This is a genomic window from Pseudomonas sp. NFACC13-1, from assembly GCF_900104425.1.
Taxonomy (GTDB): Bacteria; Pseudomonadota; Gammaproteobacteria; order Pseudomonadales; family Pseudomonadaceae; genus Aquipseudomonas; species Aquipseudomonas fluorescens_AA.
Map to the genome: position 1 here is coordinate 199,885 of NZ_FMXV01000001.1, position 14,438 is coordinate 214,322.

General features: G+C 62.7%; 12 protein-coding genes. 9 read left to right on the forward strand and 3 right to left on the reverse strand.

The annotated features are described in order from the left end of the window. Positions 1-2 precede the first annotated feature (2 nt). The 9 genes from murD (at position 3) to lpxC (ending at position 10,499) form a co-directional block, all read left to right on the forward strand. Entirely contained in the window at positions 3-1,349 is a 1,347-nt protein-coding gene (murD, locus tag BLQ55_RS00975) for a UDP-N-acetylmuramoyl-L-alanine--D-glutamate ligase (RefSeq protein ID WP_092204141.1), read from the forward strand. Then, positions 1,346-2,563 carry a putative lipid II flippase FtsW gene (gene ftsW, locus BLQ55_RS00980; RefSeq protein WP_092204140.1) on the forward strand — a complete coding sequence of 406 codons (1,218 nt, stop codon included), beginning with the start codon at positions 1,346-1,348 and terminating at the stop codon, positions 2,561-2,563. The genes murD and ftsW overlap by 4 nt, the downstream gene beginning before the upstream one ends. Then, positions 2,553-3,623: an undecaprenyldiphospho-muramoylpentapeptide beta-N-acetylglucosaminyltransferase gene (gene murG, locus BLQ55_RS00985; RefSeq protein ID WP_092204139.1), complete on the forward strand. Its 1,071-nt coding sequence runs from the start codon at positions 2,553-2,555 to the stop codon at positions 3,621-3,623. Before ftsW ends, murG begins: the two co-directional genes overlap by 11 nt. Next, a complete protein-coding gene (gene murC / locus BLQ55_RS00990; protein WP_092204138.1) occupies positions 3,616-5,076 on the forward strand; it encodes a UDP-N-acetylmuramate--L-alanine ligase in 1,461 nt (486 codons plus the stop codon). Before murG ends, murC begins: the two co-directional genes overlap by 8 nt. After that, a complete protein-coding gene (locus BLQ55_RS00995) occupies positions 5,073-6,038 on the forward strand; it encodes a D-alanine--D-alanine ligase (RefSeq protein ID WP_092204137.1) in 966 nt (321 codons plus the stop codon). Before murC ends, BLQ55_RS00995 begins: the two co-directional genes overlap by 4 nt. A 3-nt stretch (positions 6,039-6,041) precedes the next feature. Continuing rightward, entirely contained in the window at positions 6,042-6,908 is an 867-nt protein-coding gene (locus BLQ55_RS01000) for a cell division protein FtsQ/DivIB (RefSeq protein WP_092204136.1), read from the forward strand. 15 nt (positions 6,909-6,923) lie between these two features. Continuing rightward, positions 6,924-8,183, forward strand: coding sequence for a cell division protein FtsA (ftsA, locus tag BLQ55_RS01005; RefSeq protein ID WP_003205342.1), 1,260 nt, complete (start codon positions 6,924-6,926; stop codon positions 8,181-8,183). Between the two features lie 98 nt (positions 8,184-8,281). Beyond that, positions 8,282-9,475: a cell division protein FtsZ gene (gene ftsZ / locus BLQ55_RS01010; protein ID WP_092204135.1), complete on the forward strand. Its 1,194-nt coding sequence runs from the start codon at positions 8,282-8,284 to the stop codon at positions 9,473-9,475. A gap of 112 nt (positions 9,476-9,587) precedes the next feature. Further along, positions 9,588-10,499, forward strand: a complete 912-nt coding sequence (gene lpxC, locus BLQ55_RS01015; RefSeq protein WP_030139673.1) for a UDP-3-O-acyl-N-acetylglucosamine deacetylase — start codon at positions 9,588-9,590, stop codon at positions 10,497-10,499. Positions 10,500-10,647: 148 nt separating this feature from the next. Here lpxC and BLQ55_RS01020 read toward each other — a convergent pair whose 3' ends face one another. From BLQ55_RS01020 to BLQ55_RS01030, 3 genes are all read right to left on the reverse strand, one after another. Further along, positions 10,648-12,141 (reverse strand): sensor domain-containing diguanylate cyclase, encoded by a 1,494-nt coding sequence (locus tag BLQ55_RS01020; RefSeq protein ID WP_092204134.1) that lies wholly within the window; start codon positions 12,139-12,141, stop codon positions 10,648-10,650. Between the two features lie 257 nt (positions 12,142-12,398). Continuing rightward, positions 12,399-13,766 carry a heavy metal sensor histidine kinase gene (locus BLQ55_RS01025; protein ID WP_092251867.1) on the reverse strand — a complete coding sequence of 456 codons (1,368 nt, stop codon included), beginning with the start codon at positions 13,764-13,766 and terminating at the stop codon, positions 12,399-12,401. Next, positions 13,753-14,436 (reverse strand): heavy metal response regulator transcription factor, encoded by a 684-nt coding sequence (locus tag BLQ55_RS01030; RefSeq protein WP_092204132.1) that lies wholly within the window; start codon positions 14,434-14,436, stop codon positions 13,753-13,755. Before BLQ55_RS01030 ends, BLQ55_RS01025 begins: the two co-directional genes overlap by 14 nt. Between the last annotated feature and the right edge of the window lie 2 nt (positions 14,437-14,438).

Below are 14,438 nucleotides of genomic sequence, written 5' to 3' on the forward strand. Positions count from 1 at the left end.
GAGTGTCCCTGATCGCTTCTGACCACTTCCGCATCGTTGTCGGCCTCGGCAAGAGCGGCATGTCCCTGGTTCGCTTCCTGGCGAACCGGGGCGTGTCGTTTGCCGTGGCCGACACGCGGGAAAATCCGCCTGAGCTGGCCACGCTGCGCCGTGACTATCCCCAGGTGGACGTGCGTTGTGGCGAACTGGATGTCGAGTTCCTGTGCCGCGCCGATGAGCTCTACGTGAGCCCCGGCCTGGCCCTGGCGACCCCGGCCCTGCAGGCAGCCGCTGCCCGTGGCGTGAAACTGTCCGGCGATATCGAGCTGTTCGCGCGTAACGCCAAGGCGCCGATCATTGCCATCAGCGGTTCGAACGCCAAGAGCACCGTCACCACCCTGGTGGGCGAAATGGCCGCGGCGGCCGGCAAGCGCGTCGCCGTGGGCGGCAATCTCGGCACCCCGGCCCTGGACCTGCTCAGCGACGACGTCGAGCTGTACGTGATGGAGCTGTCGAGCTTCCAACTGGAAACCACCGACCACCTGGGCGCCGAAGTGGCCACCGTGCTCAACGTCAGCGAAGACCACATGGACCGCTACAGCGGCCTGCCGGCCTATCACCTGGCCAAGCACCGGATCTTCCGTGGGGCCCGGCAGGTGGTGTTCAACCGCCAGGACGCCTTGACCCGTCCGTTGCTGGGCGAGGGCATGCCATGCTGGTCCTTCGGCCTGGGCGTCCCGGATTTCAAAGGTTTCGGCTTGCGCGAAGAGAATGGCGAGAAATACCTGGCCTTCGAATTCCAGAACCTGATGCCGGTGCGGGAACTGAAGATTCGTGGCGCCCATAACCAGGCCAATGCCCTGGCCGCGCTGGCCCTGGGGCATGCGGTCGGCCTGCCGTTCGACGCCATGCTGTCGGCCCTGCGCACGTTTGCCGGTCTCGAACACCGCTGCCAGTGGGTGCGCGACCTCGATGGCGTGGCCTGGTACAACGACTCCAAGGCCACCAACGTCGGTGCCGCACTGGCGGCCATCGAAGGCCTGGGGGCGGACATCGCAGGCAAGCTCGTGCTGATCGCCGGCGGCGACGGCAAGGGCGCCGACTTCAAGGACCTGCGCGATCCCGTGGCAGCCAACTGCCGTGCCGTGGTGCTGATGGGCCGCGACCGCGAATTGATCGCCCAGGCCCTCGGCGATGCCGTGCCGCTGGTTCGCGTCGGTTCGCTGGACGAGGCGGTACAGCAATGCCGCGCGCTCGCGCACCCGGGCGACGCGGTGCTGTTGTCACCGGCCTGCGCCAGTTTCGACATGTTCAAGAACTATGAAGAGCGCGGGCAGTTGTTCGCCCGGGCCGCGGAGGACTTGGCATGAGCCTGATGAACATCATCAAGCCGTACCCGTCGCCGTTGATCACCGGACGTGGCATCGACCTGGATTTCCCGATGCTCGCCGGTTGCCTGGCCTTGCTGGGCCTGGGCCTGGTGATGATCACCTCCGCGTCGTCGGAAGTGGCCGCCGTGCAGTCGGGCAACACCCTTTATCACATGATCCGCCACCTGGTTTACCTGGTGATCGGCCTGGGCGCATGCGTCGTCACCATGATGGTGCCGATCGCCACCTGGCAGCGCCTGGGCTGGATGATGCTGCTCGGGGCCTTCGGCCTGTTGGTGATGGTGCTGGTGCCGGGGATCGGCCGCGAGGTCAACGGCTCGATGCGCTGGATCGGCTTCAGCTTCTTCAACGTGCAACCCTCGGAGATCGCCAAGGTCTTCGTGGTGATTTTCCTGGCCGGTTATCTGGTACGTCGCCAGAAAGAAGTGCGCGAGAGCTGGATGGGATTCTTCAAGCCGTTCATCGTCTTGCTGCCCATGGCGGGCCTGCTGCTGATGGAGCCGGACTTCGGCGCCACGGTGGTGATGATGGGCGCCGCGGCGGCGATGCTGTTCCTCGGTGGGGTCGGGCTGTTTCGCTTCATCCTGATGGTGGCGTTGGCGGTGGCGGCCGTGACCGTGCTGGTTCAGGCGCAACCGTACCGGATGGCGCGCCTGATCACCTTTACCGACCCGTGGGCCGACCAGTTCGGTTCCGGCTATCAATTGACCCAGGCCTTGATTGCCTTCGGTCGCGGCGAATGGTTGGGCGTGGGCCTGGGCAACAGCGTGCAGAAGCAGTTCTACCTGCCGGAAGCCCACACCGACTTCGTATTCTCGGTGCTGGCCGAAGAGCTGGGCGTCGTCGGCTCCCTGTGCACCGTCGCCCTGTTCGTGTTCGTCTGTGTGCGCGGCATGTACATCGGCTTGTGGGCCGAGAAGGCCAAGCAGTTTTTCGCCGCTTACGTGGCGTATGGCTTGTCGTTCCTGTGGATCGGCCAGTTCCTGATCAACATCGGCGTGAACGTCGGCCTGTTGCCGACCAAGGGGCTGACGCTGCCGTTCCTCAGTTATGGCGGCAGTTCCCTGGTGATCTGCTGTGCCTGTCTCGGCCTGTTGCTGCGCATTGAATGGGAAAGTCGAACCCACCTGGGCAGCGAAGAGATGGAATTCCAGGAGAGCGACTTCGCCGAGGAGCCGACTCATGGGCGCTAATGTGCTGATCATGGCAGGTGGTACCGGCGGGCACGTGTTCCCGGCGCTGGCCTGTGCCCGGGAGTTCCAGGCTCGGGGCTACACCGTGCACTGGCTGGGTACGCCGCGGGGGATCGAGAACGAACTGGTGCCTGGCGCCGGCCTCGAACTGCACCGGATCGACGCCAGCGGCCTGCGGGGCAAGGGCAAGTTGTCGCTGCTCAGGGCGCCGCTGATGCTGCTCAAGTCGATCTGGCAGGCGCGAGCGATCATTCGTCGGTTGCGCCCGGTGTGCGTGGTCGGGTTCGGTGGTTATGTGACCGGCCCTGGCGGCGTTGCGGCAAAACTGGCCGGTGTGCCGGTGATCGTCCACGAGCAGAACGCCGTGGCCGGTACCGCCAATCGGTTACTGGTGCCGTTGGCCGCCCGGGTCTGTGAAGCTTTTCCCGACACCTTTACCCTGTCGGGCAGCCGCCGCACCACCGGTAATCCGGTGCGTACCGAGCTGTTCCTGGAGACACCGCGCCCGGCCCTGGCTGGACGCAAGGCGCGTTTGCTGATCCTGGGTGGAAGCCTGGGGGCGGAACCGTTGAACAAATTGCTGCCCGAAGCCTTGTCGCTGGTCGCTCCCGACCTGCGGCCGGACGTGTTCCATCAGGCTGGCAAACATCACGATGAAGTGACCGCCGAGCGCTACCGTGCTGCCGGCGTCGAGGCGCAAGTGCAGCCTTTCATCAAAGACATGGCCCAAGCCTATGGCTGGGCCGACCTGGTGGTCTGCCGCGCAGGCGCGCTGACCATCAGTGAACTGGCTGCCGCCGGTCTGCCCTCGATGCTGGTGCCTTTGCCCCACGCCATCGACGATCACCAGACCCGTAACGCCGATTATTTGGCCCGTGAAGGCGCTGCCTTCCTGATGCCGCAAAGAACGACTGGCGCCGCGGATCTTGCCGCCCGCCTGACAGAGGTTTTGATGCAGCCGCAACGACTTGAAGACATGGCCCGCGCCGCCCGCCGCCTGGCCAAACCCGATGCCACGGCCCAAGTGGTCGATACCTGCCTGGAGGTGGCCCATGGTTGAGAATCGCAAAGCCATGCCACAACCGGAAATGCGCCGTATCCGCCGCATCCACTTCGTCGGTATCGGCGGCGTGGGCATGTGCGGGATCGCCGAGGTATTGCTGAACCTGGGTTACCAGGTCTCGGGTTCCGACCTGAAAGCTTCCCCGGTCACCGAGCGCCTGGAGTCCTTCGGCGCGCAGATCTTTATCGGTCACCGCGCCGAGAACGCCGCCAATGCTGACGTGCTGGTGGTTTCCAGCGCCGTGAACACCTCCAACCCGGAAGTCGCCACCGCCCTGGAACGCCGCATTCCCGTGGTGCCACGGGCTGAGATGCTCGCCGAGCTGATGCGCTATCGCCATGGCATCGCCGTCGCCGGTACCCATGGCAAAACCACCACCACCAGCCTGATCGCCTCGGTGTTCGCGGCCGGTGGCCTGGACCCGACGTTCGTGATCGGTGGTCGTTTGAATGCCGCGGGCACCAATGCCCAGCTGGGCACCAGCCGCTACCTGATCGCCGAAGCCGACGAGAGCGATGCGAGCTTCCTGCACCTGCAACCGCTGGTGGCCGTGGTGACCAACATCGACGCCGACCACATGGCGACCTACGACGGTGACTTCAACAAATTGAAGAAAACCTTCGTCGAGTTCCTGCACAACCTGCCGTTCTACGGTCTGGCGGTGGTGTGCCTGGACGACCCGGTGGTGCGTGAAATCCTGCCGCTGATCAAGCGTCCGACCGTGACCTACGGCTTTGGCGAAGACGCCGACGTGCGCGCCATCAACGTGCGCCAGCAAGGCATGCAGACGTTCTTCACCGTCTTGCGCCCCGATCGCGAACCGTTGGATGTGTCGGTGAACATGCCCGGCAACCACAACGTGCTCAATTCCCTGGCCACCATCTGCATCGCCACCGACGAAGGCGTCAGCGATGAAGCCATCGTCCAGGGCCTGTCCGGCTTCCAGGGCGTGGGCCGGCGCTTCCAGGTCTACGGCGAATTGCCGGTGGAAGGCGGCAACGTGATGCTGGTGGACGACTATGGCCACCACCCGACCGAAGTCGCGGCGGTGATCAAGGCCGTGCGCGGTGGCTGGCCGGAGCGGCGCCTGGTGATGGTCTACCAGCCGCACCGCTATAGCCGCACCCGCGACCTGTATGACGATTTCGTCCAGGTGCTGGCCGACGCCAACGTGCTGCTGTTGATGGAAGTCTACCCGGCCGGTGAAGAACCGATCCCTGGGGCCGACAGCCGCCAGCTGTGCCACAGCATTCGTCAACGCGGCCAGTTGGACCCGATCTACATCGAGCGTGGCGTAGACCTCGCGCCGCTGGTCAAGCCGTTGCTGCGCGCCGGCGACATCCTGCTGTGCCAGGGTGCCGGTGACATCGGTGGCCTGGCCCCGAAACTGTTGAAAAGTCCGTTATTCGCCGGAGCAATCGTGGCCTCCAGCGAGGGGAAACTGAAATGACTGCTGCCTACGCCAACCTGGTCTCGACCCTCGATCCGAAAGCCTTCGGCCGCGTGGCCGTGCTGTTCGGTGGCAAGAGCGCCGAGCGCGAGGTGTCCCTCAAGTCCGGCAACGCCGTGCTGCAAGCCTTGCAAAGCGCCGGCGTCGACGCCTTCGGCATCGACGTGGGCGATGATTTCCTGCAGCGCCTGCTGAACGAGAAGATCGATCGCGCGTTCATCATCCTCCATGGTCGCGGCGGCGAAGACGGCAGCATGCAAGGCCTGCTCGAATGCCTGGGGATCCCCTACACCGGCAGCGGCATCCTGGCATCCGCCCTGGCGATGGACAAACTGCGCACCAAGCAGGTCTGGCACAGCCTCGGCATTCCGACGCCGCGTCACGCCGTGCTGGCGTCCGAGGCCGATTGTATTTCGGCGGCCACGGAACTGGGTTTCCCTTTGATCGTCAAACCGGCCCATGAAGGTTCAAGTATCGGCATGGCGAAAGTGAATTCGCTGCCTGAGTTGACCGCGGCATGGAAAGACGCCAGTTCCTACGATTCGCAAGTGTTGGTCGAACAATGGATCACCGGTCCCGAGTTCACCATCGCCACCCTGCGTGACCAGGTGTTGCCCCCGATTGCGCTGGGCACGCCCCACACGTTCTACGACTACGACGCCAAGTACATCGCCAACGATACCCAGTACCGCATTCCCTGCGGGCTGGACGCTGCCAAGGAAAAAGAACTGATGGACCTCACGGCCAAGGCCTGTGAGGCGTTGGGTATCGCCGGTTGGGGCCGGGCGGACGTGATGCAGGACGCCGATGGGCAGTTCTGGTTCCTGGAAGTCAACACCGCGCCCGGCATGACCGATCACAGCCTGGTACCCATGGCGGCCCGCGCCGCCGGTCTGGATTTCCAGCAACTGGTGCTGTCGATCCTGGCGGCCAGTGTCGGCACTCAAGAGCCAAGAGGTTAAGCCATGCAAGGCGCATCGCTTCGTCATCAGCCATCCGCACCCGGTCGTAAGCCGGTGCCGCGGGGTGCCAGCCGAATGGTGGCCAAGGAGCCGATGTCGGCGCGCTTGCCGAAAGCCAATTTTGGTTTTCTCAAGAGCCTGTTCTGGCCGGTGCTGTTGGTGGCGTTGGGGTTCGGTACCTATGAAGGCGCGCAACGGTTGCTGCCGTATGCCGACCGACCGATCGCCCGGATCAACGTCCAGGGCGATCTGAGCTACATCAGCCAGCAGGCGGTGCAGCAGCGGATCGCCCCGTTCGTCGCGTCGAGTTTCTTCACCATCGACCTGGCGGGCATGCGCACGGAGCTGGAGCAGATGCCCTGGATCGCTCACGCCGAAGTCCGGCGGGTGTGGCCCGACCAGGTGTCGATTCGCCTGGAAGAGCAACTGCCGGTGGCCCGCTGGGGCGACGAGTCGCTGTTGAACAACCAGGGCCAGGCGTTTACGCCGCGAGAACTGGCCAACTATGAACATTTGCCACAACTGTTCGGTCCACAGCGGGCCCAGCAGCAAGTGATGCAGCAATACCAGGTGTTGAGCCAGATGTTGCGGCCGTTGGGCTTCTCCATCGCGCGCCTGGAATTGCGTGAGCGCGGCAGTTGGTTCCTGACCACTGGCGCGGGCAGCTCGGGGCCGGGCATCGAGCTGTTGCTCGGGCGCGGCAACCTGGTGGAAAAGATGCGCCGCTTCATCGCCATCTATGACAAGACGCTTAAAGAAAAGATTACGAACATTGCGCGCATCGATCTGCGCTACGCCAACGGCCTGGCCGTTGGCTGGCGGGAACCTGTAGCGCCGACGACGGCCGAACCCGCCGTCGCGAAGAATTAAGAAGAGGCAGGACCCATGGCAAACGTGCAAAGCGGGAAAATGATCGTCGGTCTCGATATCGGCACTTCCAAGGTGGTGGCGCTGGTAGGCGAAGTCGCGGACGATGGCACGCTGGTCATCGTCGGGATCGGTACACATCCGTCCCGCGGCTTGAAAAAAGGCGTGGTGGTGAACATCGAGTCCACCGTGCAATCGATCCAGCGCGCCATCGAAGAGGCGCAGCTGATGGCCGGTTGCCGGATCCACTCGGCGTTCGTCGGCGTGGCGGGCAATCACATCCGCAGCCTGAACTCCCACGGTATCGTGGCGATTCGTGATCGCGAAGTCAGCTCCGCGGACCTCGAGCGTGTACTCGACGCGGCCCAGGCCGTGGCGATCCCGGCCGACCAACGTGTGCTGCACACCCTGCCGCAGGATTACGTGATCGATAACCAGGAAGGCGTGCGTGAACCCCTGGGCATGTCCGGCGTGCGCCTGGAAGCCAAGGTCCACGTGGTGACCTGTGCGGTGAACGCCGCGCAGAACATCGAGAAATGCGTGCGTCGCTGCGGCCTGGAAATCGACGACATCATCCTCGAGCAACTGGCCTCGGCCTACTCGGTGCTGACCGACGACGAGAAAGAACTGGGCGTGTGCCTGGTGGACATCGGCGGCGGCACCACCGACATCGCGATCTTCACCGAAGGCGCGATCCGCCACACGGCCGTGATCCCGATTGCCGGCGACCAGGTGACCAACGACATCGCCATGGCGTTGCGTACCCCGACCCAGTACGCCGAGGAAATCAAGATCCGTTACGCCTGCGCCCTGGCGAAGCTGGCCGGTGCCGGTGAAACCATCAAGGTGCCGAGCGTCGGCGACCGTCCACCGCGCGAACTGTCGCGCCAGGCCCTGGCCGAAGTGGTCGAGCCGCGCTACGACGAGCTGTTCACGCTGATCCAGGCCGAACTGCGTCGCAGCGGCTACGAAGACCTGATCCCGGCCGGCATCGTGCTGACCGGCGGTACGTCGAAGATGGAAGGCGCGGTCGAGCTGGCCGAGGAGATTTTCCACATGCCGGTGCGCCTGGGCGTGCCCCATGGCGTCAAGGGCCTGGATGACGTGGTCCGCAACCCGATCTATTCCACCGGCGTGGGCCTGTTGATGTACGGCCTGCAGAAACAGTCCGACGGGATCTCGTTTTCAGGGATCGGCAGCCGCGACAGCTACAGCAGCGACGAGCCGAAGGCTCCGCTGTTCGAGCGGCTCCAGGCTTGGGTCAAAGGCAACTTCTAAACAGTTTCAAAGCTTCACGCGGCAGGTTTCAGGCTTGGCGCTGGAAGACGCAGCAAACGCAGTAGGCGAAAAAACTAGAGAATGAAAGGAGAGGGAAAATGTTCGAACTCGTAGACAACATCCCCGCTAGCCCGGTTATCAAAGTAATCGGTGTCGGCGGTGGCGGCGGCAACGCTGTCAACCACATGGTCAAGAGCAACATCGAAGGCGTTGAATTCATCTGCGCCAACACTGATGCTCAAGCGCTGAAAAACATCGGCGCGCGGACCATCCTGCAACTGGGTACCGGTGTGACCAAGGGCCTGGGTGCCGGCGCGAATCCCGAGGTTGGCCGTCAGGCTGCCCTGGAAGACCGCGAGCGCATCGCTGAAGTCCTGGCCGGCACCAACATGGTGTTCATCACCACTGGCATGGGCGGCGGTACCGGTACCGGTGCGGCGCCGATCATTGCCGAAGTGGCCAAGGAAATGGGTATTCTCACCGTTGCGGTGGTGACCCGTCCGTTCCCGTTCGAAGGCCGCAAGCGCATGCAAATCGCCGATGAAGGCATCCGCGCGCTGAGCGAAAGTGTCGACTCGTTGATCACCATCCCCAACGAGAAGCTGCTGACCATCCTGGGTAAAGACGCCAGCCTGCTGTCGGCTTTCGCCAAGGCCGATGATGTATTGGCCGGTGCCGTTCGTGGCATCTCCGACATCATCAAGCGTCCAGGCATGATCAACGTCGACTTCGCCGACGTACGCACCGTAATGTCCGAAATGGGCATGGCGATGATGGGCACTGGCTGCGCCAGCGGTCCGAACCGTGCCCGCGAAGCCACTGAAGCGGCCATTCGCAACCCGTTGCTCGAAGACGTCAACCTGCAAGGCGCCCGCGGCATCCTGGTGAACATCACCGCCGGTCCGGACTTGTCCTTGGGCGAGTACTCCGACGTGGGTAGCATCATCGAGGCGTTCGCTTCCGACCACGCGATGGTCAAGGTGGGCACTGTGATCGATCCGGACATGCGTGACGAGCTGCATGTGACCGTGGTTGCCACTGGGCTGGGCGCGAAAATCGAGAAGCCGATGAAGGTGATCGACAACACTGTCCAGACCGCCATGGCTTCCCAGCCACAGCAACAAGCCCCCGTTCGTCAGGAACAGCCTGCGGTGAATTACCGTGACCTGGACCGTCCGACCGTCATGCGCAACCAGGCCCAGGCCGGTACCGCGACTGCCGCGAAGATGAATCCGCAAGACGATCTGGATTACCTGGATATCCCGGCATTCCTGCGTCGTCAGGCCGATTGATGAAATGTATCAGGGGGATACGGGTGATTGGTGTTCAGCAAAGGTCTGGTCTGCTATCATCGCCAGCCTTTGTTGATACCAGTTCGCAATTTGCGCTGAAGCGGCCCATGCCATGATTAAACAACGCACCCTGAAGAATATTATCCGTGCCACAGGTGTCGGCTTGCACTCCGGCGAGAAGGTCTACCTGACCCTCAAGCCCGCGCCTGTCGATACCGGCATTGTGTTTTGTCGTGCCGACCTCGACCCTGTGGTGCAGATTCCTGCTCGCGCGGAAAACGTTGGTGAAACCACTATGTCGACCACACTGGTCAACGGTGACACCAAAGTGGACACGGTGGAGCATTTGCTCTCGGCCATGGCTGGCCTGGGCATCGATAACGCCTACGTCGAGCTCTCCGCGTCCGAAGTCCCGATCATGGATGGCAGTGCCGGACCCTTCGTATTCCTGATTCAATCGGCTGGCCTGGAAGAGCAGGACGCAGCCAAGAAGTTCATCCGCATCCTGCGGGAAGTGACAGTGGAAGACGGCGACAAGCGCGCCACTTTCGTCCCTTTCGAAGGTTTCAAGGTGAGCTTCGAGATCGATTTCGATCATCCGGTTTTCCGTGACCGCACCCAGAGTGCAAGCGTGGATTTTTCCAGCACTTCGTTCGTAAAAGAAGTCAGCCGCGCCCGTACCTTTGGTTTCATGAGTGATATCGAGTACCTGCGCAAGCACAACCTCGCACTCGGCGGCAGTGTTGAAAACGCGATCGTGGTCGATTCCGATGGTGTGTTGAACGAAGACGGCCTTCGTTATGAAGACGAATTCGTCAAGCACAAGATCCTCGATGCAATCGGCGACCTCTACCTGCTGGGCAATAGCCTGATTGGTGAGTTCAAGGGCTTCAAGTCCGGCCACGCACTGAACAACCAGCTGCTGCGCAAGTTGATTGAGCAGAAAGATGCTTGGGAAGTCGTGACGTTCGAAGACGCCAGCACCGCACCAATCTCTTACATGCGCCCTGTCGCGGCGGTGTAAGCAAAAAACCTCTCTAGTTTTTTAAGGGCTGCCTTCGGGTGGCCTTTTTTTATGGATGTTTCCTGAGGATCAGATGGGCCCTGTGGCGAGGGGATAAATCCCCTCGCCACAGGGAGCGCCGTGTCCATAGCCTTCGGGTGTTGCGGTGTTACATCGCGCAGACCACACGATTGCGCCCGCTGGCCTTGGCCTGGTACAGCGCCTTGTCCGCGGCGAACAAGAGTTGTTCGAGTTCGTTGTACGGTCCCTGGGTCCAAGTGGCGATGCCGATACTGACCGTCATGGGCGCTCCCCCATCGGACACCGGTGGCAGTTGTTCGACCGCGTCGCGAATATTCTGGGCCATGGTGAAGGCGCCAGCGGTGGTGGTCTCCGGCAGCACCACCGAGAACTCCTCACCGCCATAGCGCGCCGCCAGGTCGGCGGGGCGTCGGACATGCTGGCCGATCAATTGCGCCAAGGTGCGCAGGGCCTCGTCACCCTGTTGATGACCATGGCGATCGTTGAACGCCTTGAAATGATCGGCATCGATCATCAGCACAGACAACGGTTGGCCCGAACGTTGGGCGCGCAGCCATTCCTGCTGCAATGTCTCGTCCAGTGTCCGTCGGTTGGCCAGGCCCGTGAGGGCGTCGACGGACGCCAGTTGGGCCAATTCCCGTTCAGCCCTGTAACGGCGGCGCAATTCGCGGCGCAGCAGCCAGGTGAGCCAGAGCAAACCGATGCACAGTGCGCCGGTGGCGCCGCTGACCAACAACGCCGTGCGTTGCCATGAGGCGAAAACCTCTTGGTAGGAGAGCGCTACCACGACGATCAATGGCAGGTTGCCCACCTGGGAAAAGGTGTACAGCCGCTGTGTCTGATCAACACTGGAGATGCCGGTAAAACTGCCGTTACCTTCACGCAGGATGCGTACGAAGTTCGGTCGGTTGCTGAAGTCCTTGCCGATCATGTCGTCGGCCAGGGGCGGTTCCTGGGCCAGCAGAATCCCATCGCGGCTGACCAGGTTGACCGTCCCGTGGCCGACGTTCAGGCTTTTGAACAACTGGCTGAAGTAGTTCAGGCGCATCGCGGCCTCGGCCACGCCCATGAACTCACCCCGGTCGTCGCTCAGTCGATAGCTGAAACTGATGCGCCAATCGTGGGTGGCACTCCTGGAACGGAACGGGCGACTGATCATCATGCCCAGGTTCGGGTCCTGGACATGGGACTGGAAATATTCCCGGTCGGCGTAATTGCCTTTGCGCGGTTCGATCGAGGCGGAGTCGGCGATTACATCGCCATGCTTGTCGAGCAGCAGGATGTCGCCTTTGTAGGGGGCGGCGGTGGCGCGGTCGAACAGCGCCAGATGGCGAATCGCCGGCGAAACGTCTTTCAGGTCATCGCGTTTGGCGGCGGCGACCAGACCTTGCAGCGACAGATCGTAGAGCTCCACGTTACGCAGCACATCGGCGTCAATCAGTTGCACGATATTGGTCGCCGCACGTGTCGCAGCCTGTTGTGCGGCGGCATGTTCGCGGATCAACAGAAACGTCACGATGCTCAGGATGGCAATGACAACCAGCGAGCTGGCCAGTACGAATACCCGTTCCGAACGTCTCGAAAGCGGGGTGTTGCCGGGTGTCGCACTGCGCGCGCTCATGGTTCCGATGTCTGCATTGTCATGTGGCTGGGATCCGTCCCAAAGGATTGCAAACCGGCAATGAACCAGATGCTGGCCTTTTGCTGATTGTGCTTGGATCAATGAGAGCGGGCAATCAGTGTTTGCGCGATTACCCGGTAATTAATGAAAGCTGGGGGCGCGTTCGGACGGTATTCCGATTTTGCTACAGTTGGCTTTCGCCCAGCATTCATTGGCCTGGAAAGACCTGATAACGCGTACAAGCCCAGGGGAGGGGGTCAGGCCGGCAAGCGGATCCCGAACGTGTTGGCACCCTGGTCGCTGCGCACGAACACATCGCCACCGTGCATCAGCGCAATGGCCTTGACGATGGCCAGCCCGAGCCCATGGTTGGCGCCACTGTTGGTGCGCGAGGCATCGACGCGATAGAAACGTTCGAACAGGCGTGGCAGATGCTCGCCGGCGATCGGTTCGCCGGGGTTGGTGACGGCGAGGGTGATCTGGTCGCCAAGGGCTTCGATGCGCACGTCGATCACTTGTCCGGGCGCGGTGTGTTGCACGGCGTTGCTCAGCAGGTTGATCAGCGCCCGCCGCAAGTGAGCGATCTCGATGTTGGCCTGGGCGTCGCCGCTGACCCGGACCTGGACCTGGGCATCCTCCAGAATGAAGTCCAGGTAATCGAGGGTGGTCGCCACTTCGCCGGCCAGGGATGCGCTGGTCAACTTGGTGGCCTTGCTGCCCTGGTCGGCGCTGGCCAGGAACAGCATGTCGTTGATGATCGAGCGCAGCCGCTCCAACTCCTCGAGATTCGATTGCAACACTTCGAAGTAATGTTCCGCCGAGCGCCCACGGGTCAGCGCCACCTGGGTCTGGCCGATCAGGTTGGTCAGGGGCGAGCGTAACTCGTGGGCGACGTCGGCGTTGAACGACTCCAGCCGCGAGTAGGCCTGTTCGACCCGGTCCAGGGTGGCGTTGAAGGAACTGACGAACTGGCTCAGTTCCGGCGGCAAGGGTGACAGTTGCAAGCGCCCGGACAGGCGGGGTGGAGCCAGGCGCCGGGCTTCCTCGGACAGCTTGATCAGCGGTTTGAGACCGATGCGGGCGACCCAGTAGCCCAGCAACGAAGCCAGGAGCACGCCGACAATCGCCAGGCTCACCAGCGCCACCAACAGGCGATGTTGGGTCTGGTAGAAGGTCTCGGTGTCGATGCCGATCATGAAGCGCAGCGGCGGGCGTTGGTCCTTGGCCGGGAATTGGCTCACCAGCACTTTCATCGGGTAGTGCCGATGGGGCAACGTCAGGTCGCGTTTACCCAGCGGGCCTTGGGCAAAGGTGCGGATCTGCGCATCGGGATCGCCGTATTCAAAGCGCGGATCGTCGCTGACGATCCAGAAATGGATGCGCTTGTCTTCTTCGCCAAGCAATCGCAGCTTGTTGTTGATCTTCACCCAGTGTTCAGGCGTGCCGTAGCGGCCGACGGTGGACTCCAGGACACTGTAGCGGGCATCGAGCTCGGCTTCTGGCAACAGGCCCAGGCCCTTGCCGACCTGTTGGTACAAGGCGCCGCCGATCAACAGGAACACCAGCGCCGCCACCAGCGTGAACATGGCGCTCAAGCGCAGGGCGATGCTGTCAGGGACGCTCATCGCCGCGACTCTCCAGCACATAACCCATGCCGCGAATGGTGTGCAGCAACTTCTGTTCGAATGGCCCGTCGAGCTTGGCCCGCAAGCGTTTGATCGCCACCTCCACCACGTTGGCGTCACTGTCGAAGTTGATGTCCCAGACCATTTCGGCAATGGCGGTTTTCGAGAGGATTTCGCCCTGGCGGCGAGCCAGGACGCTGAGCAGGGAGAACTCCTTGGCGGTCAGGTCCAGGCGTTGGCCGGCGCGGGTGGCCTTGCGGCTGATCAGGTCGATCCACAGGTCGGCGATGCTCACCTGCACCGGTTCATGGCCACCGCTGCGGCGGGTCAGGGCTTGCAGGCGGGCCACCAGTTCGAGGAAGGAGAAGGGCTTGCCCAGGTAGTCATCGGCCCCGTCGCGCAAGCCCTTGATGCGGTCCTCGACCCGTTCCCGGGCGGTGAGCATGATCACCGGTGTCTGCTTGCGGGCGCGCAGGGCCCGCAGTACGCCGAAGCCGTCCAGGCCCGGCAGCATCACGTCGAGCACGATCACCGCATAGTCGCTTTCCAGGGCCAGGTGCAGCCCTTCGATGCCGTCCGGCGCCACGTCCACGGTGTAGCCCTGTTCGGTCAGGCCGCGGTGCAGGTAGTCCGCGGTTTTTTCTTCGTCTTCGATGATCAGAACGCGCATGG

Bases quoted from the DNA above. Each gene is read 5' to 3' on its own strand.
- ftsW (WP_092204140.1), top strand. From the start codon at position 1,346: ATGAGCCTGATGAACATCATCAAGCCGTACCCGTCGCCGTTGATCACC.
- murG (WP_092204139.1), top strand. From the start codon at position 2,553: ATGGGCGCTAATGTGCTGATCATGGCAGGTGGTACCGGCGGGCACGTG.
- murC (WP_092204138.1), top strand. From the start codon at position 3,616: ATGGTTGAGAATCGCAAAGCCATGCCACAACCGGAAATGCGCCGTATC.
- BLQ55_RS00995 (WP_092204137.1), top strand. From the start codon at position 5,073: ATGACTGCTGCCTACGCCAACCTGGTCTCGACCCTCGATCCGAAAGCC.
- BLQ55_RS01000 (WP_092204136.1), top strand. From the start codon at position 6,042: ATGCAAGGCGCATCGCTTCGTCATCAGCCATCCGCACCCGGTCGTAAG.
- ftsA (WP_003205342.1), top strand. From the start codon at position 6,924: ATGGCAAACGTGCAAAGCGGGAAAATGATCGTCGGTCTCGATATCGGC.
- ftsZ (WP_092204135.1), top strand. From the start codon at position 8,282: ATGTTCGAACTCGTAGACAACATCCCCGCTAGCCCGGTTATCAAAGTA.
- lpxC (WP_030139673.1), top strand. From the start codon at position 9,588: ATGATTAAACAACGCACCCTGAAGAATATTATCCGTGCCACAGGTGTC.
- BLQ55_RS01020 (WP_092204134.1), bottom strand. From the start codon at position 12,141: ATGAGCGCGCGCAGTGCGACACCCGGCAACACCCCGCTTTCGAGACGT.
- BLQ55_RS01025 (WP_092251867.1), bottom strand. From the start codon at position 13,766: ATGAGCGTCCCTGACAGCATCGCCCTGCGCTTGAGCGCCATGTTCACG.
- BLQ55_RS01030 (WP_092204132.1), bottom strand. From the start codon at position 14,436: ATGCGCGTTCTGATCATCGAAGACGAAGAAAAAACCGCGGACTACCTG.